Source organism: Clostridium fermenticellae (assembly GCF_003600355.1).
Taxonomy (GTDB): domain Bacteria; phylum Bacillota; class Clostridia; order Clostridiales; family Clostridiaceae; genus Clostridium_AV; species Clostridium_AV fermenticellae.
The window spans coordinates 2,276,904-2,298,600 of the sequence record NZ_CP032416.1 but is presented as its reverse complement, the minus strand read 5'-3'; the positions used below and the strand labels follow the sequence as shown (position 1 = coordinate 2,298,600).

Here is a 21,697-nt window from a genome sequence, read left to right as displayed (position 1 = left end):
ATATATTTTCTGTTTAAATTATTTGTAGTTTTGCAGATATAAAATTTTAGCTTAGGAGGAAAAGTATATGGATTCGTTGAAGCTTCTTTTAGAGATTCAAAAAGGTAGAAAAGAAATAAAAAATTATAATAATATAGTAAAGGATACTTCTTATATAGGAAAGTTAAAAGAGTTAAAATTAGAATTTGAAAAAAGTAAGGAAAATTTTAAGGAAAAAATTCATGAAATAGAAAAAGTAAAGGCAGATTATAATGAGGCAAGTGAGAAATCATCAATTATAAAGAAGGAATTAGATGATCTTAAAAATAAATTGTATAATTATACTGGATGTGATTTAAAATCTATAAATGCCACTCAAAAGGAAATTTCATCTAAGGAAGATAATTTAAAAGCTTTAGATGATAAACTTTTTAGATTACTTGAAATAGAAGAAGAGTTGGATTCAAGCCTTGAAAAGTATAAAAATAAGTTATATGAGATAAAAAATAATTTTTATAATTATAAAAATGAAGCAAATAAAAGAATAGCACATGCCAAGGATACTATTTTAAAAAATACGAAGTCTATAGGTCAAATGGAGAATGCTCTGCCTAAAGGGTTATTAGAGGAATTTAATAAGATATTCAGTTTAACTGGAAGTGGTGCAGGTGAATTGGATAAACAAATTTGTTCAGCCTGTAGGATGAAGATTTCATCACTTACGTTAGACTCTATAAAAAAGGGTGAAAAAATAGTTTATTGTGATAATTGTGGAAGAATAATTTATTATAATGATGAAAAATGATTGATTTATTATAAACAGTTCTTAAGTAAAATTATTTGTAATTATATTAAACATATGATATTATAATAAATGCGAGTAAATTGAACAATCGCTGCCACCTTCTGTGGGAGAGGAAAGTCCGAGCTCCATAGGGCAGGGTGCTGGGTAATACCCAGTCAAGGTAACTTGAAGGAAAGTGCAACAGAGATATACCGCCTAAGGTATTTTATAAATATACTGGCAAGGGTGGAAAGGTGAGGTAAGAGCTCACCAGCGCAATGGCGACTTTGCGGCTATGTAAACCCCATCTGGAGCAAGATCGAATAGAGAGGTGTCTTACGGCTTTTGGTCAGTAAGAGGGGGCGGCCCGTCCTTCCTCTGGGTAGTATCGCTTGAATTTACTGGTAACAGTAAATCTAGATAGATGATTGTTTAAACAGAACTCGGCTTATAGATTTAGTCGCATATATATCGTGAAGAGCATTAGGTTATAAGCCTAATGCTCTTTATTATAAGGTTAAATTTGTAATCTGCATTTATCTGTTTTTATTATGCAGTTTTTTAAGGCTGTATTATTTAGTTATTATAGAATGAGAGGAGTAACAATGATGGATTTATTTAGCAAACTAACTGTTAGGCTCAAAATTATTATAGCATTTTCTATAATAATATTATCAAATATTATTATAGACACTGTAGTGATATTTTCTCTTAGAAAAATTAGTAGTGAGTCTGGTACAATTACAACAATTTTATTTTTAGCAGTAATTCAAGTAATAATAGCATTATTAATTGAGGTAGCAATATCGAGAAATATAACTAATTCATTATCAAAGATAACTAAAATGGTAGAGAGTATGACTAAATTTGATTTTACAAAAAAATATGAGGTATCTGGGAATGACGAATTTGCTAATATTCAGAAAAAAATTCAACAAGCTCAAAGCAGCATAAAAGAACTTATAAAAGTGATTATTGAGAATTCAGAGAATATGAATGCTTCAAGTCAAGAACTTTCAGCTACAATTGAAGAATTATCTGAGAAATCTGAGGAAATAGATAGTAGGATAACAAGTATAGCTTCTGGTATACAGGAAACTAATGCTGCATCGCAAGAGATAACAGCTTCAATAGAAGAATTTGATTCAAATATCAATGAATTGTCCACAAAAGCTGAAGAAGGAAATAATAATTCTATTAAATCAAAAGAAAGGGTAACTGTTGTAAAAACCAAGGGAGCAGAAATAATTTCTAAGATTGAAAAATTGTATGATAATAAGAAACAGAAAATGTTAAGTGCAATAGAAGACAGTAAAGTAGTTGAAAACATAAAAGTTATGGCTGATACAATCGCAGGTATAGCAGAAAAAACTAATTTGCTTGCACTTAACGCAAATATAGAAGCTGCAAGAGCTGGTGAGCAAGGAAAAGGATTTGCAGTAGTTGCAGAAGAAGTTAGAAAACTTGCAGAACAATCTGGACAGGCAGTTTCAGAAATTCAAAATACTATTTTAATGGTTCAGAATTCATTTGAGAATCTTTCGTCCACAAGCAGTGAAATATTAGAGTTTATGAATTCAAGTATAATTCCTGAACTTATGTTTTTTGAAAAAGCTGGAGAAGGTTACCTTGAGGACTCGAATTTTGTAGGCAATATGTCAGAAGAAATAGCATCTATGTCAGAGGAACTTTCTAATGCGATAGATCAGATTAGTAATGCAACACAAAGTGTATCAAGTGCGTTTGAAAAATCATCGGAGCACTCGGAAATTATAAAGCTTAGTATTGATAAAAATACCAGGGCAATAGAACGGGTTTCTGAAACCTTTAAAGAACAAGCTAGATTTGCGGAAAAACTTAACAGTTTAGTCGAAAAATTTAAAGTGTGATAATAAAAAGAGAATTAAACTGAATTTAGTTCAATTCTCTTTTTATATTATTCACTTAATTTTAAGGTCAGAGTTTTAGCAGAATTATCTCTTAAAATTTTAATTTTGACAGTATCACCTGCATTGTGTTTAGATTTCATTTCATTTATGTCTTCTACAGATTTTACAGTTTTACCATCAAATTTTGTTATTATATCTCCAGCTTCAAGCCCACATTTTTCAGCTGAACTGAATTCTTCCACTTGTACGACATATACACCTTCAGGTTTATTGTAAGCTTTTGCTATATCAGAAGTTATATCTCTTCCAGCAAAACCTATTTTTAAAATTGGTTTTAGCAGACTATTTATCTTAGGTTTTACTGTATCTATAGGTATTGCAAAACCTAAACCTTCAACACCATTTCCACTCACTTTAGCAGAATTAATTCCTATTACTTGACCCAGAGAATTTACTAGGGCACCACCACTATTTCCTGGATTTATAGCTGCATCTGTTTGAAGTAATGTTTGTGTAGAATCTCCAACTTGTATCTGTCTGCTAGTTGAGCTTATTATTCCCGAAGTTACGGAACCTAACAATTCTTTGCCGAGAGGATTGCCTATTGCAACTACTGAGTCTCCAACTTGCATATTTTTTGATGAACCTAATTCAGCAACTGCTGGCATTTTTTCACTTTTAGTTACTTTTATTACTGCTAAGTCTAAAGATGAATCATAATTTATAATTTTTGCAGAAACTTCCGATTTATTATTGAAAATTACAGTTACTTGTTCGGCATTACTTATTACATGGTAATTAGTAAGTATGTATCCATCACTACTTATGATGATACCTGATCCCATTCCTTCTTCTTCTGTAGTACCACTGCTTCCATCATCAAATAAACCAGTATTATTACTGCTTACGGACTTGACTGATATACCAACTACCGCGGGCCCTACTTTTTTAGCTATTTCTGCAACAGTTAAACCAGTACCTTTAGTTGAAACTGTAGATGCAGATACAGATGATGTATTTACGTTAGCATTTTTTATTATATTTTGATACAGTGGAGTATTTGTGAAAGCATTTGATTTAGGAATTATATATAAACAAGCTAAAGTAGAAATACCACCACCTAGAATACTGCATATTAATCCAACTAATACGTAAGAAATAGTTTTATTAAACTTTCTTTTTAATCTTTTACTCATCTTTAAGTTAGGTGAATTTTTACTATTACTTAAGTTATCCATACAAATTTACCTCCTAGAATGATATAAATATATTAATTATATTGAAATATATGACGATTATATAAACAAATTTTATATAATTATATTAGTTTAATATTGTGACATTTCTATGACAAAAGTGTTAAATGAATATAACAATTATGTATAAAAAGTCTTAAAAATAAAAAAATATTTGATTTGACAACATATATTTTATAGTATATAATATTTTATTAGCACTTAAAATATTGAAGTTTATATCAAATATTAAAATACTAAAGTTGAATAATAGTATGATTTAGATCGGTCTAAAAATTTTAATATCTATTCGTAAGAATAGAGTTTTTTTATTGCTGTAAACAAGGATAATTTTATATAATGGGAGGTTATGTATATGGATAGATCAGAAAGATTAGGAAAAGAATCAATTGGAAATTTACTAATTCAATTTTCTATTCCGGCAGTCATAGGAATGCTTGTGAATTCTCTATACATCATTATAGATAGAATCTTTATAGGCAGAGTGGTTGGCGCACTGGCTATATCTGGAGTAAGCCTTACTTTTCCTATAGGTATTATAATAATGGGATTTGCAATGTTGATTGGTGTAGGTGGTTCTGCATGTATATCTATAAGACTCGGGCAAAACAGAAAAGATGAAGCAGAAAAAATATTGGGAAATTCATTTATTCTTCTCATAGTTATATCTATATGTGTCACAATTTTAGCATCTATATTTATCAATCCTATATTGACGTCTTTTGGGGCGAGTGAAAATACAATAGAGTATGCAAGACAATTTATAAGTATAATAGTATATGGTTCTGTAATTCAAAGTGTTGGTTTTGGTCTTAATAATATTATAAGAGCAGAGGGAGCACCCAAAAAGGCAATGATGACAGCACTTATAGGAGCACCAGTAAATATACTATTGGACTATTTATTTATATGTGTTTTAGGATTTAAAATAAGAGGGGCAGCAGTTGCAACGGTAATATCTCAGACTATTACATGTATATGGGTTCTTTCTTATTTTTTGGGAAATCATAGTCTCTTAAAATTAAAGAAAGAGAACTTTAAACTTGAGAAAAACATTGTTCTAAGTATAGTTTCTATAGGTATGTCTCCTTTTGCAATGCAGGTTGCAGCAAGTGCAGTAAATATAGTACTAAATAAAAGCCTGGCAATGTATGGAGGAGATTTAGCCATAGGAGCTATGGGAATAATAAATGGTATAGCAACTTTATTTTTGATGCCTATATTCGGAATTAACCAGGGTTCGCAGCCTATAATAGGATTTAACTATGGAGCAAACAAATACAAACGTGTAAAAAAAGCACTTTTTCTCGCATGTATAGTTGGAAGCTTGATTTCAGTACTTGGTTTTTTAGTTGTTAATATTGCTCCAACAGCATTAGTTCAACTGTTTAATAAAAATGATGAAAATTTGACTAATATAACTGTTCATGGATTAAAAATGTATATGTCTATGTTTGCCATTGTAGGATTCCAGATAGTTAGTTCAAATTATTTCCAGGCCATAGGAAAAGCAAAAATATCAATGTTTCTTGGACTTTCAAGACAGGTAATAATTTTGATACCGATGCTAATCATATTACCGCATATGTTTAAGTTAAATGGAGTATGGATGGCAGGTCCTGTATCTGATTTTACCGCATCTATAATAACGGCTATATTTTTATTCTTTGAGGTTAAAAAACTTAATCGTAAAGATGATGGTGATTTTAAAGAAGAAAATCGTAAAATGTCATTGGATTGTGCAAAATGATATAGTTAATGTATGTATAAATTATGTTTGAGAAGTGATTATATGTTTGATGAAAATTCTATACTTGGGTTACAATATGAAAACTTAATGGATAAATCAAAAAGAAAAGATAATGGAGCATTTTATACTCCAGATTTTATAATAGGTTACATGATGGAAAATGCTTTGAAAAATGTTGATGTTGTGAATAATCCTTTTTTGAAAGTATTGGATCCCTCATGTGGAAGTGGATATTTCTTAATTGAAGTATATAATATATTATTTAAAAAATTTTCTGATTCGATAAATAAAATAAAAGCAAAGTACTCACGTGAAATTTATACAGTTTATAATGATAAAATATCATCTGATTCATACTGGACGCTTAAAAATTTGCCATATCATATATTAAAAAATTGTATATATGGATCTGATATAGATAATAGTGCGGTTGAATTCACAAAATTAAATCTTATGAGAGCAGCTAAAATAGAGCTTAATTTAAGCTCTAATGTGGTTTGCTGTAATAGTTTAATTAAATGGGAAAATATGAATGGCAATAAAATTCTACGCAATTTTTGGAGAAATTCTTATGATTTTATTGTTGGAAATCCTCCATGGGTTTCAATGAAAAGAAAGTATGCTAGAAATATAGACAGGGCTTTAATAAAATATTATATTAAAGAATACCAGGGAAATTTATACCTTCCGAATTTATATGAATGCTTTATAAAAAGGTCTCTGCAGGTTTTAGAGTTTAATGGTATTATGGCATTTGTGTTGCCGTGTACATTTGCAAGAAATCTTCAGTATGTTGAGTTTAGAAAAATAATATTAAATAAATATAATCTTATGAATTTGGCATTTGAAATGGAATTCCCAAATATAAATACTGATATCATGGTTATGATACTTAAAAAAAATTATGATCCCAATAATAAAGTGTGTTTAGATATATATGGTAAACGTAAATATTATATATATCAAAATTTATATTTGAGTAATAGAAATTATGAATTTTCTTATGAGTCTAATAATCTAAATAGTTTGATAAAGTCGTTTATAGAATATAACAGTGTTTCTTTGGGAGAGATATGTCTTACATTTACAGGCTTTATAGGAATTAAATCGAAGATAACAAAGTACAGGATAAATGATTCTCAGGTCAGAATATTAAAAGGTGAGAATATATCAAATTTTAAAGTATTGAACATAAATTACTATGAGTTTAATGATGATAATATAAAAGGCGGAACTAAGGATATTAGAAAATTAAAATGTAAGAATAAAATAATTATTAGAAAAACAGGACATACTATAGTTGCTGCTCTAGATACAGAAGGTACTATTATTGAACAATCGCTATATGGTCTAATAAATTTAAGTGATAAATTTTCTTATAAATATGTACTTGGTATTTTAAATTCGAAACTAATCCAATGGTATTATTTAAATTTTCTAATTACAAATGAAAGATCTATGCCACAAATAAAAAAATATGATTTAAACTTGATACCAATAAAATGTTGTGATAAAGCAGATCAAAGTTTAGTAGAGGAAATTGTAGATAAATTAATTTCCGAAAAGGATTCAAGACCTGAGTTGAAGGAAATTCTAGATAAAGTTATATTTAAAATGTATGGTATACAGAAGGAATATGTTGATATAATAAATTCATCATTTAAGTTTACTGTAAAATCAAAAAAAAACGAACATTAATATATTAAATCTCTGTTATAATTTAATATGTATAAACGTTGCAATTAAAAAAATAAAAAATGTATTGATTTTACGCATTATAAGTGTTAATATATACATCGTAAGATAGTTCAATATTAGTCCGTATAATCTTGATAATATGGTTCAAGAGTTTCTACCAGAGCACCGTAAATCTCTGACTATGGGTGGGTCCGTTGGATTTTATAATTCACAAATTAGTTTCTAATTCCGGATTTGCTCTTAATCCTGAATATAGAGGCTTTTTTATATTTAGGGAGGATTAAACAATGTATGTAGAAAAAACTAAACCTAACAAAACACAAAAAACTTTTTTGGACTCATTTTTTCATTTATCAGAAAATGGCACTAATGTCAAAACGGAAGTCCTAGCAGGAATAACGACCTTTATAACCATGGCTTATATAATTTTTATTAATCCTAATATTTTAATGCAAGCTGGTATGAATATGAAAGGTTTGATGGGGGATGCAGCTGTAAAGGCAGGCATATCAGCCATAAATGATCCGATTGTTGCTTCAGTATTTACTGCAACATGTATAGCAGCTGCAGTTGGTACACTTGTCATGGCACTTTATGCAAACCTTCCATTTGCTCAGGCACCTGGAATGGGTCTTAATGCATTTTTCACTTATACTGTTTGTTTGACACTTGGTTATACCTGGCAACAAGCATTAGCAGCAGTATTGGTATCAGGAATCTTATTTATTATAATTACAGTAACCTCGATAAGAGAAAAAATAGTGGATGCCATACCACAAAATCTGAAATTTGCAATATCAGGTGGTATAGGGCTCTACATAGCACTTATAGGATTAAAGGGTGGAGGAGTTGTAGTAGCGAATCCATCAACTCTGGTTAGTTTTGGAAGTTTCACGAGCCCACATGCACTTGTGACTATAATCGGAATAGCAATCACAGCAATATTAATGGCAAGACAGGTTAAGGGGTCTATATTGATTGGTATTATACTTACAACTATAGTGGGTATCCCTTTTGGAATAACTCATTTAGAAGGCATAAAGCTAATAAGTGCACCACCTTCACTTGCACCTACGTTTTTTGCATTTGACTTTAAAGGGCTTTTAGGTCTTGGTAAAGCAGGTATATTTGGTGCTTTTACAAGTATAATAATGGTAATAATAACTTTTAGTTTAGTTGACTTATTTGATACTATAGGAACTTTGGTTGGAACGGCCCAAAAAGCTAAGATGTTAGATGCAGATGGAAAGGTTAAAAATATGCACAAAGCTTTGTTGTCAGATGCTGTTGCAACAACTGTAGGTTCTTTTCTTGGAACCAGTACTGTTGTAACATATGTTGAGTCAACCTCTGGTGTATCACAAGGAGGAAGAACCGGACTCACTTCATTAACTACAGGTATTATGTTTATTTTAGCTATTTTCTTTAGTGGTATAGTTGGAATAGTTCCAGCAGAAGCTACAGCACCTGCGCTTGTAATAGTAGGAGTTCTCATGATAGGGGCCGTAAAAAATATAAATTTTGATGATTTTACTGAAGCATTACCAGCATTTCTTACTATAGCACTTATGTCATTTAGTTATAGTATTGCAAATGGTATAGCAGCAGGAATGATATTCTATCCTATAGTAAAAATAACTACAGGAAAATATAAAGAAGTTCATCCGATAATATATGTACTTGCGATATTGTTTATTTTAAGATTTGTATTAATGCCGTAAATTAAATACAAAAAGGTCTTTAAAGATTCTTTCTAGGGATTTTTAAAGACCTTTTTATATTAATGTATAAATTATTTATTAAAAGTACTTGTTTAGGATTGAATCCATATAATAAATAAATTAATATTATATTACCATGATTGAATGAAGGTGAGTTTAGGATGAAAATTAAGAAGATATCAATAATTGCTTTTTTTATATTAGCTATTGCTATAATTTTAACAACTTTTGATATAATCTATTTTGGAAACACTCAGAAACCTCAAAAATCAGATTGTATAATTGTCTTGGGGTGTAAGGTTTATGGCAGTACACCAAGTAAATTTCTACTATCGAGGATAGAAAGAGGATATGAACTTTATAAAAATGGATATGGAAAATATATTATAGTGTCAGTTGGAAAAGGTAATGGAGAGAATATATCTGAGGCTGAGGCCATGAAAAGATATCTAATGTCTAGAGGTGTTAATTCCTCTCAAATACTAATAGATGATAGATCCAATTCTACAATGGCAAATATTATAAATTCTAAAAATATAATGAAAAAAAACAATTTAAGAACTTCAATAATAGTTTCAAATAAATATCACTTAAAAAGAGCATCTCTTATGGCAGAAGATGAAGGATTGAATGCCAGTTATTCCGGAGTTTTTGTATCATCACGTAAATCTCATGAAATATGGGGATATATAAGAGAGCTTCCTGCTTTAGTAAAGTATTATATGGTAAAAATAATATAATCACTACTATAATTTCTTATAGGGTTTATAAATGAAAGCTTAAGTTATATTCCAGCTGACATTTCCAAAATTCGTCACCTAAAAAATTTCTAGTAAGTCTAAGTTCGTATTTATAAAAATCTAAGCAGATTTTATAAACTCGCTTTGCTCAAACATATAAAATCTACTAAGATTTTCAAAAATACTTCACTAAGACTTACTAAAAAATTTTTTAATGTGCCTACATTTTGGAAATGTCAGCTTACGTATAATTTAAGCTTGGAATTACAAATCCTATACAAAAAAGCGACCTCATAACTTGTGTTATGAGGTCAAAATTTATTTAAAGTTGAAATTAATCGGTAAAGCTATTCCAGTAATCACCATAAGATAAATCTAATGGTGTCAAATTAACATTATATGATTCAGCTAGCAGTTTTATAAAATCATCGGCAGATGCATTAGATTTGGATATAAAACTATCTACCTCTTTTTTTAACTCTTCAGAAACTTTTGAATCATAAATACCAGTCATAATATATCCTCCTCAATATCACTTATTCATTGTCCAATATAAATTATAGTAATATATTATGTAGTTTGATTAAAAATGTAGCTTAAAACTACTATAAAAGTATAACATTTTCTATCAAACAAATCAATAGTATATTATATTTATTTAATAATATATGATTAATAATATATTAGTGATATATTATTAGATATTTAGGAGAAAGTGATTAATAATTGCAAATGACAAACCTTATATGTTCATGACTTTAAAAACTTCCTTAATACATCCTGCCATTAATTTATGCCCGAGGGGTGTTGGATGCAGTCCATCTATATATAGTTCAGAAGGAAGCTTGTTTTTTAGATTTTTCTCAAAACATTTTTGAAAATCAATATAGTTTATATTTTTTAAAGCACAAAAAATCATTATCCAATTTCTATATGATAATTGAGTGGAGTTTATAGCTTTGTAATCCAAATCTTCGCTCCATTTTTCCTTTGCAATTGGAGGAAGTAAAAGTGGTTCTATACCGATTATTGGAGTTATATTATATTTTAATGATTCACTTATCAGTTCATCTAAGTTTGATGTTACTAAATTTAGATTTCTGTTACTCATAAAATCGTTTAATCCTCCCATTATTATAACGTAATCTGGTGTGTTCTCTATTACATCATTGTATGATCTTGCAAGCATTCCTGCAGTTGTATCTCCATTTACTCCTTTATTTATAATATCTAAATTTAATTCTGATTTCAATATTTCAACCCATGAATCTTTTTTGGATACACCATATCCGAAAGTTAAACTGTCACCTATACATACAATTTTCACGATATAACATCCTCTCTTAAAATAATAACTACTTCAAATTAGATATGTATAATTATATTATAAATCACAATTACTCAGTATTCTAATATAAAAATAATGTTGTTTGTGTCAAGTTAAAGTGGGCAATTTTATTTTTTAAAATTTCCATTGTAAATTCAGTTGATATTTTTCTTCCCGTATGGCCCCGTCCACAGCCCGGAAGGGCGCACTTATCCTGTTAACTTTTTATCCCGAGTTTTTAAATTATCTATAAACCAGTTCACTGAGATTTCTTTCCTGAAAAAAGCTCTGTATCGCTTTTCTGCCATTGGTTACGGCGCAGCCTGTAAATGGTATCCCTGCTTTATGTATATGGTAATACCTGCTCTTCTTAGGTTTCTTGTTAACATCAGCTGCCGTTAATGTTATAACCTCTTTTATTTTCTCCAGTTTATCATCTGAAATAGAACCTGAACATATCTCATCGATTGTTTGGTATATTCTTTTACCAGCTTTTTCTGCCAGTATTTTTGCCAGATTATTTGCACCCTTTATAGACCAGCTCATTTTTCTCCCTTTCATCCTCTGGGCCAGTATGTCACAAATATTATGCTCCATTGTGCCTAAATTCCTATATTCCAGTCCTTCAGGTGCCTCCGGCATCTTTATCTCTTCTCTTAAGTGATATGGCACTAATCCTGCCTTATTTTCAAAGAGATATGTATACAGTTTTTCTAATTTCTTAAACTTTTTTTCGTTATTAGTATACTTAACCATAAGACCTGTTAAGTATTCAAAACTCTTATCTATTTTTCCGTCATGCAGCATTTTCATGAGTTTATATGCTTCCTTTTTATCCTCCATATTTCTCAGTACTGCCTGACTTTTATGGAATGGATCTAACTGAAAATATACGCCTTCTCCACCCATGCTCTGTTTTATCCATGGGGCACCATCCCCATTCAAAATTCTTACTTCTATTTCATCTGTGTTATATACTTCTGCAATGGCGGCATCACTAAGTTCCTTGAATTTTTTACTTGTTCCAAAGCTGGCGCATGCTGTTTTATTATGAACTACATAGCCGTCTTTTCTGCCACCTCTCTTTTTCCAGCCCTCATAAGTTACTCCCAGCTTAAGTTCTTTCTTTTTAGACTTCCTTCCTTTAGGTTTATCTTTCCCCTGAATGCTTAACCAGATGCCGTCCATCTCCTGAAATAAGGCCTTAACTTCCCTTGAGCCCTTTAATTTTCCCATTTTATTCAGCAGTATCTTCCTCTCTTCCTTTTCTTCTATTTTAGAACCTAATTTTTGTACTACATTCCATACTGCCGTATGGCTGATTTCCTGGTTTGCCAGTTCTTTAATATTATTTGAAGTGTTCCTATAAGACACATTGGTTACATTGTCTACTATTTTTTCTACTAAAGTGCTTGAAATATGGCCTATTGTATCCATTTTTAAGTATTCATCCAGTAAGAATTTATATGCCTTTTTCCCTTGATCAGTTTTGTATTCATATATACGTCTGTCAAATTCTACATCTCCCATAATAGTTTTTATACACGTATGCCTTAATCCTTTATTTCTATATATTTCGGCATCTCTTTCATCCATTAACCTCCGGTCCAGGTGCGAAAGCACCTCTCTTAGAATTTCACATGCTGTATCACACGCATATTTATATATTTTTTTCTCTAAACTATTGAAAGTTATTTCATTATCATTTAAACTTAAAGTATCGTTTAAATTGTACATAATCTCACCCATTTCTATATAGTCTTATCAACTTATATTATAATGGATTTTTATGTACATGGGAGATACTTTTTGTATCTCCTTTATTATTTTAACCAGTAATTATTACTACCTTTGCCTACTAAAATTATACTCTAAGAATAATGTTCTATACAGTACGAACATTATCATACTATTATATTCTTTAATATTTATATACACGAATATTTTCAATTATATTTATCTAAATATATTGATTTCTTCATATCACTGTGTTAATATATCCATGTAAGATAATTAAATAAGTCATCCATATAATCCCAATAATATGGTTTGGGAGTTTCTACAGGTTAACCGTAAATTGCTTGTCTATGGATTGTGTTGAATTAATATATGAATTTATTCCACTAATCGCATAATCAGGGCAATAGTGGATTTTTTATTTAATATAATTTCTTATTATGTTATGAGGAGGATTAATAAATGAAAGTAGCTATTATTTTCGGAAGTAAGTCCGATACTGAAAAAATGAAGGGAGCTGCTAATGCATTAAAGGAATTTGGTATAGAATATAAAGCTTATATACTTTCTGCGCACAGAGTTCCAGAAAAGCTTACGGAGGTTATAAACAAGATAAATTTGGACTGTGACTGCATAATAGCAGGAGCAGGATTAGCAGCACATCTTCCTGGTGTAATTGCGTCTCAAACAGTACTGCCAGTTATAGGAGTTCCTATAAATGCTGCAGTAGGCGGTATGGATGCATTGCTTTCGATAGTTCAGATGCCTAAATCAATTCCGGTTGCTACTGTTGGGATAAACAACAGTTATAACGCAGGTATGCTTGCCGTAGAGATCTTATCATTAAAATATCCTGAAATAAAAGAAAAACTTATTCAATTTAGAAAAGACATGAAAGAAAAATTTATAAAAGATAATAATGAAGGAGTGGAATTATAAAATGGAAAAAAGAGAATTATTATATGAAGGAAAAGCCAAAAAAGTTTATGCAACAGATGACAAAGACAAGGTAATAATATATTATAAAGATGATGCCACTGCGTTTAACGGAGAAAAAAAAGGACAAATATCAGATAAGGGTATTTTAAATAATTCTATAACATCCATGTTATTTGATCTTTTAAAGAAGAATGGAATTGAAACACATTTTGAGGAAAAGTTAAGTGAAAGGGAACAGCTTTGCAAGAAGGTTGATATAGTTCCACTTGAGGTTATTGTTAGAAATGTTGCAGCTGGAAGTATGGCTAAGAGATATGGATTAAAGGAGGGTACAGAACTTAAAACGACTGTTTTTGAAATAAGTTATAAGAATGATGAGTTAGGGGACCCACTCTTAAATGATTATCATGCTGTGGCAATGGGATTAGCTTCCTTCGATGAACTAAAAACTATTTACGATATGACAGCAAAAATTAATGAAATATTGAAGGAATTTTTCTTAAGGCAGGGAATAAAGTTAATAGATTTTAAGCTTGAATACGGAAAATTTAATGGTAAAATAATTTTAGCAGATGAAATATCACCAGATACTTGCAGACTTTGGGATGCAAAAACTAATGAAAAGCTTGATAAAGATAGATTTAGAAGAGATCTTGGAAATGTTAAAGAAGCTTATGTTGAGATTTTAAATAGAATAAGTGGAAAGTAAATTTTAGGGTGGGGATTATAAGTTAAATTTTTCCGCCCTTAATTAAAAAGAGGAGAAGTTCTAATGTGCAATTTCAATGAAAATGTTAATTTACCTTTAGGTGTAGAAGAATTGGAAGAAGATAAATTCAAAGATGAATGTGGTGTATTTGGAATTTTTTCTACAGAAGAAAATATTGATGTAGCGTCAACAGTTTATTATGGACTTTATGCACTTCAGCATAGGGGACAGGAAAGTGCAGGAATTGTTACATCAGATGGCAATGAGTTAAATGTTTACAAAGATATGGGGCTTGTATCCGATGTGTTCAATGAGCAAATTATAGATAACCTAAAGGGTATATCAGCGATTGGACATGTAAGATATTCTACAACAGGTGCCAGCAGTGCAAATAATGCACAGCCGTTATTAGTACGATATAAACTTGGCTCAATTGCAATTGCCCATAATGGTAACTTAGTAAATGCTGATGTGGTAAGGGAATTGCTTCAAGAGGCTGGATGTGTTTTCCAAACATCAATAGATTCAGAAGTAATATTGAATCTTATATCAAGGGGAACTAAAAAAAGTATAGAGAGAGCAACAGTAGATGCCATACAGGCAGTAAAGGGATCATACGCAATTGTGCTTTTAACTCAGGATAAACTTATAGGAGTTAGGGATCCTAAAGGTATAAGGCCTTTGTGTATAGGTAAAATAAATAATAGCTATATACTTTCATCAGAAAGTTGTGCACTTGATTCAGTTGGTGCAGAATTTGTACGGGATGTTGAACCAGGTGAAGTTGTAATTATAGATAAAAATGGAATAAAATCAATAAATTTTGCTGAGAAAACGAAGTGTGAGACATGTTCATTTGAATATATATATTTTGCGAGACCGGATAGTACAATAGATGAAATAAATGTGTATCAATCAAGAGTTAGAGCAGGAAAGAAATTATTTGAAGAATGTCCTGTTGATGCAGATATAGTTATTGGTGTTCCAGATTCGGGAATACCTGCGGCGGTTGGTTATGCAGAGGCATCAGGTATTCCATATGGTATTGGACTTATAAAGAATAAATATGTTGGAAGAACTTTTATAGCTCCGACACAGGAAATGAGAGAAAAAGCCGTTTCGGTAAAGCTTAATCCTTTAAAGGTTAATATTGAGGGTAAAAGAGTTGTAATAATTGATGACTCCATAGTAAGAGGAACAACTAGTAGAAAATTGGTTAAAATTTTAAGAGATGGTGGTGCAAAAGAGGTACATCTTAGAATATCATCGCCTATAGTAAAATATCCATGCTATTTTGGAATAGATACGCCGTATAGGAATGGGCTTATAGGTGCTGATTCTACGGTTGATGAGATAAATGAGAAAATAGGAGCTGACAGCCTGGGATATATAAGTATAGATGGGCTTTTAGAAACATTAAATCCGGATAAAGGATTTTGCATTGGATGCTTTAATGGAATTTATCCAGTTTCTGCACCAATGGAAACACCGAAGGATCATTTGGAATAGTTAATTTATATTTTAAATTTATGTAAAAAGGACGGTGCTTTTGTGATAACATATAAAGATTCTGGAGTTAATATAGAAGAGGGGTATAAATCAGTAGATATTATAAAGAATCATGCTTCGAAAACATTTATACCTGGTGTCATGAATAATCTGGGAAGTTTTGCAGGGATGTTTGAACTGGGCAATTTTAAAAATCCTGTACTAGTTTCGGGAACAGATGGTGTTGGAACAAAATTAGATATAGCGTTTAAATCCAAAAAATATGATACAGTTGGTATTGACTGTGTAGCTATGTGTGTAAATGATATATTATGTCATGGAGCAAAACCAATATTCTTTTTAGATTATTTAGCATGTGGAAAACTAAATGCTAATGTAGCGGCAGACCTTGTTAAAGGAGTTTCTGACGGATGTATCCAAGCTGGATGTGCGCTTATAGGCGGCGAAACAGCAGAGATGCCCGGTTTTTATCCAGAAGGTGAGTATGATATAGCAGGTTTTTCAGTAGGAGTTGTTGAAAAAGATAATATAATTGATGGAAGTAATATAAAAGAAGGAAATGTTTTAATTGGTATAGCTTCAAGTGGGCCTCATAGCAATGGATATTCTCTTATAAGAAAGCTTATAAAAAATTATGATGAAGAATTTGACGGTAAAAGGATAGGTGAAGTTTTACTTACACCGACTAAGATATATGTAAAACCTATTCTTAAGCTTTTAGAGAAATATACTATTAATGGAATGGCACATATAACAGGTGGTGGATTTTACGAAAATGTACCAAGGATGTTTAAAGACAACTTTACAGCTGTAATAGATAAAAAGAGTTTTAAAATTCCAGAAATATTCAAGTACATTATGAGTTTGGGTGTTGAAGAAAGCCATATGTTCAATACATATAATATGGGTATAGGGTTTGTATTATGTGTTCAAAGAGAATCATCAGATTTGATTATAGAAGAACTAGCCAGCATGGGAGAAACCGCATATGAAATTGGATATGTTGAAAAGGGAGATAAAAAGGTATGTTTAAAATAGCTGTATTAGTATCTGGCGGTGGAACTGATCTGCAATCTATTATAGATAGTATAAAGAATGGATATTTATCAAATTGCAGTATTGAATTCGTAATAAGTGATAAGGCTCAAGCTTATGCACTTGAGAGAGCTAAGCAAAATAATATAAATACTTGTGTTATTGAGAGAAAAGTATATAAGGACAAGTTGTCTGACAAGATACTGGATATAGTTTCGGGAAAAGTTGATTTAATAGTGTGTGCCGGATGGCTTTCTATTTTAAAAGGTCAACTAATAGATGAATTTCAAAATAGAATAATAAATATACATCCATCCCTGATTCCATCTTTTTGCGGAAATGGAATGTATGGTATAAAAGTGCATCAAGCTGCAATTGAGTATGGAGTAAAAGTATCAGGATGTACTGTCCATTTCGTAGATAATGGAACGGATAGTGGCCCTATTATAATTCAGAAAACTGTGCCTGTTCTTTCAGGTTATAGCGCGGAAGATCTTCAAAGTAGAATACTTGAAGAAGAACATAAAGCTCTTCCGGAAGCAGTGGGATTGATTTCTCGCGGAAGAGTTAAGGTTGAAAATAGAAAAGTAATTATACTGTAAAAATGGAGGTAATAGTATGTTAAAGCGTGCTTTAATTAGTGTTTTTAATAAAAGTGGTGTATTGGATTTGGCTAAATTTCTAATTGAAAAAGATGTTGAGATAATATCAACTGGCGGTACGTATAAACATCTTAAGGAAAATGGTATACCTGTAACTGAGGTTTCAGAAGTTACCGGATTTGAAGAAATATTAGATGGAAGAGTAAAGACACTTCATCCTATTATTCACGGTGGAATACTTGCAGTAAGGGATAATAAAAAACATATGGAAACAATACAACAAAAAAATATAAAACCAATTGATATGGTAGTTGTAAATCTATATCCTTTTTTCGAAAAAGTAAAGGAAGATTTAATGTTTGATGAAAAAATAGAATTTATAGATATAGGTGGACCTACTATGATAAGAGCTGCAGCTAAGAATTTTAAAGATGTCATAGTCTTGACTGATGTAAATGATTATTCTGGTGTAATGAATCAAATAGATGAAAATGGAGAAGTTAGTTTTGAGACAAGAAAGAGATTAGCTGGAAAAGTTTTTAATCTTATGTCTGCCTATGACGCTGCTATAAGTAATTTCTTACTTGATGAAGAATATCCTGAGTATTTGACACTTTCTTATAAAAAGTCTATGGGTTTAAGATATGGTGAAAATCCTCATCAAAGTGCAGCTTATTATGTTGATACAGTTGAAAATGGATCTATGAAGGATTTTGAGCAACTAAATGGAAAACAATTATCGTATAATAATTTAAGGGATATGGATGTAGCGTGGAAGGTAGTAAATGAATTCGATGAAATTGCATGTTGTGGATTAAAGCATAATTCACCATGTGGAGCTGCTGTAGCAGAAAATTTACATGATGCATATATAAAGGCTTTTGAATGTGATGAAACTTCTATTTTTGGTGGTATAGTAGCTGTAAATAGAAAATTGGATAAGAAAACAGCAGAAGAAATGGTAAAGATATTCTTAGAAATAGTTATAGCACCGGATTTTGATTTAGATGCACTTGAGGTACTCAAGAAGAAAAAGAATTTGAGGGTTATAAAGTGTGATTTGAAGCCATCTTCAAAAATGGAGTTTGCAAAGGTAGATGGTGGAATACTTGTTCAGTCTCGGGATGACAAATTAGTAGATGAAGTAAAGGTTGTAACAGAAAAAGCTCCTACAGAAACTGAAATGAAGGATTTAATATTTGGAATGAAAGTATGTAAATATGTTAAATCTAATGCGATTGTGGTAGTTAAAGATGGAATGGCAAAGGGAATAGGTGGTGGACAAGTCAATAGGATATGGCCTACATGTCAGGCACTTGATAGGGCAGGTGATGGAGTTATTCTTGCATCTGATGCATTTTTCCCGTTTGATGATGTTGTAAAGGAATGTGCTAAGTATGGAATTAAGGCTATAATACAGCCAGGTGGATCTATAAGAGATAATGATTCTATTGAAGAATGTAATAGAGATGGAATAGCTATGGTATTCACAGGTATAAGGCATTTTAAACATTAATAATAGGGGGCTTAAAAATTGAGGGTATTAATAGTGGGATCAGGTGGTCGTGAACATGCAATTGCATGGAAGGTAGCTCAAAATAAAAATGTAGAAAAGATCTACTGTGCTCCAGGAAATGGTGGCATGGTTCTGGAAAATAAGTGCGAAAATATAGTTTTAGAGGATAAGCAAGAATTAGCCGATTTTGCAGAAAGAAACAAAATAGAACTTACTATAGTTGGTCCGGAGGGTTATCTTACAGAAGGTATAGTAGATGAATTTAAGAAGAGAGGACTTAGAATTTTTGGGCCTTCTAAAGAAGCTTCAAAACTTGAAGGAAGTAAGGCATATTCAAAAGCTTTTATGAAAAAATACGGTGTTAAAACGGCTGCATATGAAGTATTTGATAATAGAGATAAAGCTCTAAAGTATCTTGAAAAGTCGGAATACCCTATAGTTATAAAAGCAGACGGCTTGGCTGCTGGTAAAGGTGTTGTAATATGTGAAGAATATAACAAGGCCAGATTGACAATAGATGATTTTATGGTAAATGATGTATTTAAGGGATCTGGTAAAAAGGTAGTTATAGAAGAATTTCTTGAAGGCCCGGAGGCATCTATACTTTCAATTACTGATGGGAATGTTATATTACCATTTATGTCGGCTAAGGATCACAAACAGATATTTGACGGAGGGAAAGGTCCGAATACAGGTGGTATGGGTGCTGTGTCACCAAATCCATATTGTACTCCAGAGGTATTAGATGCATTTTATAAGGATATAATGAATCCAACTTTGAATGGAATAAGGGAAGAGGGATTTGATTATACGGGTATAATATTCTTTGGGATTATGATTACAAAAAAAGGACCGTACCTTCTTGAATATAATGTAAGATTTGGAGATCCAGAGACACAAGCAGTCCTTCCAATTATGGATAATGATCTTGTTGATCTTATCAATGCTGCAATTGATAAAAGATTAGATTCATTTGATTTGAAATGGTATAGTGGCTTTTCGTGCTGTGTAGTTGGCGCATCCAAAGGATATCCTAGCAAATACGAAATTGGTTTTGATATAGAAGGCTTAAAAAAACCAAACAGAGTATTTACAGCAGGAGTAATATACCAAAATGGAAAATTAAAAACAAATGGCGGAAGAGTTTTATGCACACAAGCTCTTGGAAAAACTCTTGATGAAGCGATTGACAGAGCATATCATGATTTAGAGTTAGTCAATTTTTCTGGAATGTACTTTAGAAAAGATATAGGAAGGTACAAGTAGTATACAGTCCAGGATAGTAATTTTGTTTGAAAGCATAATAAAGGGATAAATTTTTATAAGATTTATTCCTTTATTATGCTTATTTTTCAAAAATAAGTTAATTATTAAAGATATGAGATAAAATCTTATTATTATTTACACTTTATACATAAAAATAGTTTATAATAAACAGGTAAAGATTTTATATAATTATATTAGAAAGGTTGGCTTTATATGAGGAAAGGAAGTAGGGTAAAGGGGAAACGTAGGAGAAAAAAGAAAAGTTCATTTAGAATTATATCTACTTTTATAATCTACGAATTTTTAGTATTTGTTATAATAACGCCATTATTAGTATTTTATGGACCCTTTCAAAATGTAAAAAGAACTGTAGTCGGAACCGCAATGGCGACTTTTACACATCAATATATTGCAACTACTTTTTTATCTAAAGATAAAATTAATGAAATATTAAATGGTGGAAAAACAGTAGGAGTTTCGAGCAGTGAATCCCAGGATTTAGGAACCGTGAATATAAGTCATACTAAAGATAAAGGTATAGAAAGATATGATATATCTGACAGCAAATTTACAGGTTACATACTGGAAATAAAAGATCCAACTAGAATTAAAATAGGATATTCTAAAAGATTGGGTGAAGTAGGTGAGAGAACAAGTCAGATAGCTCAAGACAATGGAGCTATTGCAGCTATAAATGGAGGAGGATTTACTGATAAATCCGCAAATGGAAAATTATGGACTGGAACAGGAGCCTATCCAGAAGGTATAGTTATATCTAATGGGGAAATTGTTTATAGTGATGTAGGGCAAAATCAAAGTGTTAATGTAACTGCCTTTACTAAAGATGGTGAGCTCATAGTTGGAGATCATACTTTAAGAAATCTATTAAATCAAGGGGTTGTTGAGGCTGTATCCTTTAGAAACAGTTTAGTTATAAATGGAAAGGCTGTTTCCGTTCAGGATGAAGGATTAAATCCTAGAACCGCAATAGGACAGAAACAGGATGGTACTATCATAATGCTTGTCATAGATGGAAGAAAAGGATTGAAACCTGGTGCATCTATTAGAGAGGTGCAAAATATATTAATTCAGCAGGGAGCTGTAAATGCGAGTAGTCTTGATGGCGGCTCATCAGCCACCATGTATTTTAATGGAGAGGTTATAAATGATCCATGTGATTGGAATGGAGAAAGAACGGTTGCAACAGCTATATATGTAAAACAATAGAGGAGAGTGTGAT

18 protein-coding genes, 1 other RNA gene and 2 riboswitches are annotated in these 21,697 nt (G+C 31.1%); of the genes, 15 read left to right on the top strand and 4 right to left on the bottom strand.

Annotated features, from left to right (window positions below; genetic code table 11):
• Positions 1 to 67 precede the first annotated feature (67 nt).
• The 3 genes from D4Z93_RS10700 to D4Z93_RS10690 all read left to right on the top strand — a co-directional run bounded on the left by D4Z93_RS10700 (position 68) and on the right by D4Z93_RS10690 (position 2,652).
• The gene (locus D4Z93_RS10700; RefSeq protein WP_119973417.1) at positions 68 to 784 is read left to right on the top strand and encodes a zinc ribbon domain-containing protein; all 717 of its coding nucleotides are present in this window, start codon (positions 68 to 70) and stop codon (positions 782 to 784) included.
• Between the two features lie 72 nt (positions 785 to 856).
• Positions 857 to 1,230, top strand: an RNA gene (gene rnpB / locus D4Z93_RS10695) — RNase P RNA component class A.
• A 138-nt stretch (positions 1,231 to 1,368) separates the two neighbouring features.
• Entirely contained in the window at positions 1,369 to 2,652 is a 1,284-nt protein-coding gene (locus D4Z93_RS10690; protein WP_162920296.1) for a methyl-accepting chemotaxis protein, read from the top strand.
• 47 nt (positions 2,653 to 2,699) lie between these two features.
• Here the strand turns inward: D4Z93_RS10690 and D4Z93_RS10685 are convergent, their stop codons facing one another.
• Positions 2,700 to 3,890 carry a S1C family serine protease gene (locus D4Z93_RS10685; protein WP_119973414.1) on the bottom strand — a complete coding sequence of 397 codons (1,191 nt, stop codon included), beginning with the start codon at positions 3,888 to 3,890 and terminating at the stop codon, positions 2,700 to 2,702.
• A 373-nt stretch (positions 3,891 to 4,263) separates the two neighbouring features.
• Here D4Z93_RS10685 and D4Z93_RS10680 point away from each other — a divergent pair, with 373 nt between their 5' ends.
• The 4 genes from D4Z93_RS10680 to D4Z93_RS10665 all read left to right on the top strand — a co-directional run bounded on the left by D4Z93_RS10680 (position 4,264) and on the right by D4Z93_RS10665 (position 9,817).
• Positions 4,264 to 5,658: an MATE family efflux transporter gene (locus tag D4Z93_RS10680; protein WP_119973412.1), complete on the top strand. Its 1,395-nt coding sequence runs from the start codon at positions 4,264 to 4,266 to the stop codon at positions 5,656 to 5,658.
• Between the two features lie 42 nt (positions 5,659 to 5,700).
• Positions 5,701 to 7,356: a TaqI-like C-terminal specificity domain-containing protein gene (locus D4Z93_RS10675; protein WP_119973410.1), complete on the top strand. Its 1,656-nt coding sequence runs from the start codon at positions 5,701 to 5,703 to the stop codon at positions 7,354 to 7,356.
• Positions 7,357 to 7,457: 101 nt separating this feature from the next.
• A riboswitch (purine riboswitch) is annotated at positions 7,458 to 7,558 on the top strand.
• Between the two features lie 85 nt (positions 7,559 to 7,643).
• A complete protein-coding gene (locus D4Z93_RS10670) occupies positions 7,644 to 9,077 on the top strand; it encodes an NCS2 family permease (protein WP_119973408.1) in 1,434 nt (477 codons plus the stop codon).
• Between the two features lie 161 nt (positions 9,078 to 9,238).
• The gene (locus D4Z93_RS10665; protein ID WP_119973406.1) at positions 9,239 to 9,817 is read left to right on the top strand and encodes a YdcF family protein; all 579 of its coding nucleotides are present in this window, start codon (positions 9,239 to 9,241) and stop codon (positions 9,815 to 9,817) included.
• A gap of 334 nt (positions 9,818 to 10,151) precedes the next feature.
• On the opposite strand, the gene D4Z93_RS10660 is transcribed toward D4Z93_RS10665, so the two are convergent.
• The 3 genes from D4Z93_RS10660 to D4Z93_RS10650 all read right to left on the bottom strand — a co-directional run bounded on the left by D4Z93_RS10660 (position 10,152) and on the right by D4Z93_RS10650 (position 12,881).
• Complete coding sequence (locus D4Z93_RS10660; protein WP_119973404.1) at positions 10,152 to 10,331, bottom strand: hydrolase; 180 nt, start codon at positions 10,329 to 10,331, stop codon at positions 10,152 to 10,154.
• A gap of 228 nt (positions 10,332 to 10,559) precedes the next feature.
• Positions 10,560 to 11,144: a GDSL-type esterase/lipase family protein gene (locus tag D4Z93_RS10655; RefSeq protein ID WP_119973402.1), complete on the bottom strand. Its 585-nt coding sequence runs from the start codon at positions 11,142 to 11,144 to the stop codon at positions 10,560 to 10,562.
• Between the two features lie 243 nt (positions 11,145 to 11,387).
• Positions 11,388 to 12,881 carry an ISLre2 family transposase gene (locus D4Z93_RS10650; protein ID WP_119970197.1) on the bottom strand — a complete coding sequence of 498 codons (1,494 nt, stop codon included), beginning with the start codon at positions 12,879 to 12,881 and terminating at the stop codon, positions 11,388 to 11,390.
• Between the two features lie 269 nt (positions 12,882 to 13,150).
• A riboswitch (purine riboswitch) is annotated at positions 13,151 to 13,252 on the top strand.
• 91 nt (positions 13,253 to 13,343) lie between these two features.
• On the opposite strand from D4Z93_RS10650, the gene purE reads away from it, so the two are divergent.
• From purE to D4Z93_RS10610, 8 genes are all read left to right on the top strand, one after another.
• Positions 13,344 to 13,820 (top strand): 5-(carboxyamino)imidazole ribonucleotide mutase, encoded by a 477-nt coding sequence (purE, locus tag D4Z93_RS10645; RefSeq protein ID WP_119973400.1) that lies wholly within the window; start codon positions 13,344 to 13,346, stop codon positions 13,818 to 13,820.
• A gap of 1 nt (position 13,821) precedes the next feature.
• A complete protein-coding gene (gene purC, locus D4Z93_RS10640) occupies positions 13,822 to 14,529 on the top strand; it encodes a phosphoribosylaminoimidazolesuccinocarboxamide synthase (RefSeq protein ID WP_119973398.1) in 708 nt (235 codons plus the stop codon).
• Between the two features lie 63 nt (positions 14,530 to 14,592).
• Positions 14,593 to 16,038, top strand: a complete 1,446-nt coding sequence (gene purF / locus D4Z93_RS10635; RefSeq protein ID WP_119973397.1) for an amidophosphoribosyltransferase — start codon at positions 14,593 to 14,595, stop codon at positions 16,036 to 16,038.
• Between the two features lie 42 nt (positions 16,039 to 16,080).
• Positions 16,081 to 17,076, top strand: coding sequence for a phosphoribosylformylglycinamidine cyclo-ligase (purM, locus tag D4Z93_RS10630; RefSeq protein ID WP_119973395.1), 996 nt, complete (start codon positions 16,081 to 16,083; stop codon positions 17,074 to 17,076).
• Positions 17,064 to 17,675 (top strand): phosphoribosylglycinamide formyltransferase, encoded by a 612-nt coding sequence (purN, locus tag D4Z93_RS10625; RefSeq protein WP_119973394.1) that lies wholly within the window; start codon positions 17,064 to 17,066, stop codon positions 17,673 to 17,675. The genes purM and purN overlap by 13 nt, the downstream gene beginning before the upstream one ends.
• Positions 17,676 to 17,691: 16 nt before the next feature.
• A complete protein-coding gene (gene purH / locus D4Z93_RS10620; RefSeq protein WP_119973392.1) occupies positions 17,692 to 19,191 on the top strand; it encodes a bifunctional phosphoribosylaminoimidazolecarboxamide formyltransferase/IMP cyclohydrolase in 1,500 nt (499 codons plus the stop codon).
• Between the two features lie 18 nt (positions 19,192 to 19,209).
• The gene (gene purD / locus D4Z93_RS10615) at positions 19,210 to 20,457 is read left to right on the top strand and encodes a phosphoribosylamine--glycine ligase (RefSeq protein ID WP_119973390.1); all 1,248 of its coding nucleotides are present in this window, start codon (positions 19,210 to 19,212) and stop codon (positions 20,455 to 20,457) included.
• A 213-nt stretch (positions 20,458 to 20,670) separates the two neighbouring features.
• A complete protein-coding gene (locus tag D4Z93_RS10610; RefSeq protein ID WP_119973388.1) occupies positions 20,671 to 21,684 on the top strand; it encodes a phosphodiester glycosidase family protein in 1,014 nt (337 codons plus the stop codon).
• Positions 21,685 to 21,697 lie beyond the last annotated feature (13 nt).

Coding starts and splice junctions, on each gene's coding strand:
- purH (WP_119973392.1), top strand. CDS start 17,692: ATGTTAAAGCGTGCTTTAATTAGTGTTTTTAATAAAAGTGGTGTATTG.
- D4Z93_RS10685 (WP_119973414.1), bottom strand. CDS start 3,890: ATGGATAACTTAAGTAATAGTAAAAATTCACCTAACTTAAAGATGAGT.
- D4Z93_RS10680 (WP_119973412.1), top strand. CDS start 4,264: ATGGATAGATCAGAAAGATTAGGAAAAGAATCAATTGGAAATTTACTA.
- D4Z93_RS10670 (WP_119973408.1), top strand. CDS start 7,644: ATGTATGTAGAAAAAACTAAACCTAACAAAACACAAAAAACTTTTTTG.
- purN (WP_119973394.1), top strand. CDS start 17,064: ATGTTTAAAATAGCTGTATTAGTATCTGGCGGTGGAACTGATCTGCAA.
- D4Z93_RS10610 (WP_119973388.1), top strand. CDS start 20,671: ATGAGGAAAGGAAGTAGGGTAAAGGGGAAACGTAGGAGAAAAAAGAAA.
- purC (WP_119973398.1), top strand. CDS start 13,822: ATGGAAAAAAGAGAATTATTATATGAAGGAAAAGCCAAAAAAGTTTAT.
- D4Z93_RS10650 (WP_119970197.1), bottom strand. CDS start 12,881: ATGTACAATTTAAACGATACTTTAAGTTTAAATGATAATGAAATAACT.
- D4Z93_RS10675 (WP_119973410.1), top strand. CDS start 5,701: ATGTTTGATGAAAATTCTATACTTGGGTTACAATATGAAAACTTAATG.
- D4Z93_RS10690 (WP_162920296.1), top strand. CDS start 1,369: ATGATGGATTTATTTAGCAAACTAACTGTTAGGCTCAAAATTATTATA.
- D4Z93_RS10660 (WP_119973404.1), bottom strand. CDS start 10,331: ATGACTGGTATTTATGATTCAAAAGTTTCTGAAGAGTTAAAAAAAGAG.
- D4Z93_RS10700 (WP_119973417.1), top strand. CDS start 68: ATGGATTCGTTGAAGCTTCTTTTAGAGATTCAAAAAGGTAGAAAAGAA.
- D4Z93_RS10665 (WP_119973406.1), top strand. CDS start 9,239: ATGAAAATTAAGAAGATATCAATAATTGCTTTTTTTATATTAGCTATT.
- purE (WP_119973400.1), top strand. CDS start 13,344: ATGAAAGTAGCTATTATTTTCGGAAGTAAGTCCGATACTGAAAAAATG.
- purF (WP_119973397.1), top strand. CDS start 14,593: ATGTGCAATTTCAATGAAAATGTTAATTTACCTTTAGGTGTAGAAGAA.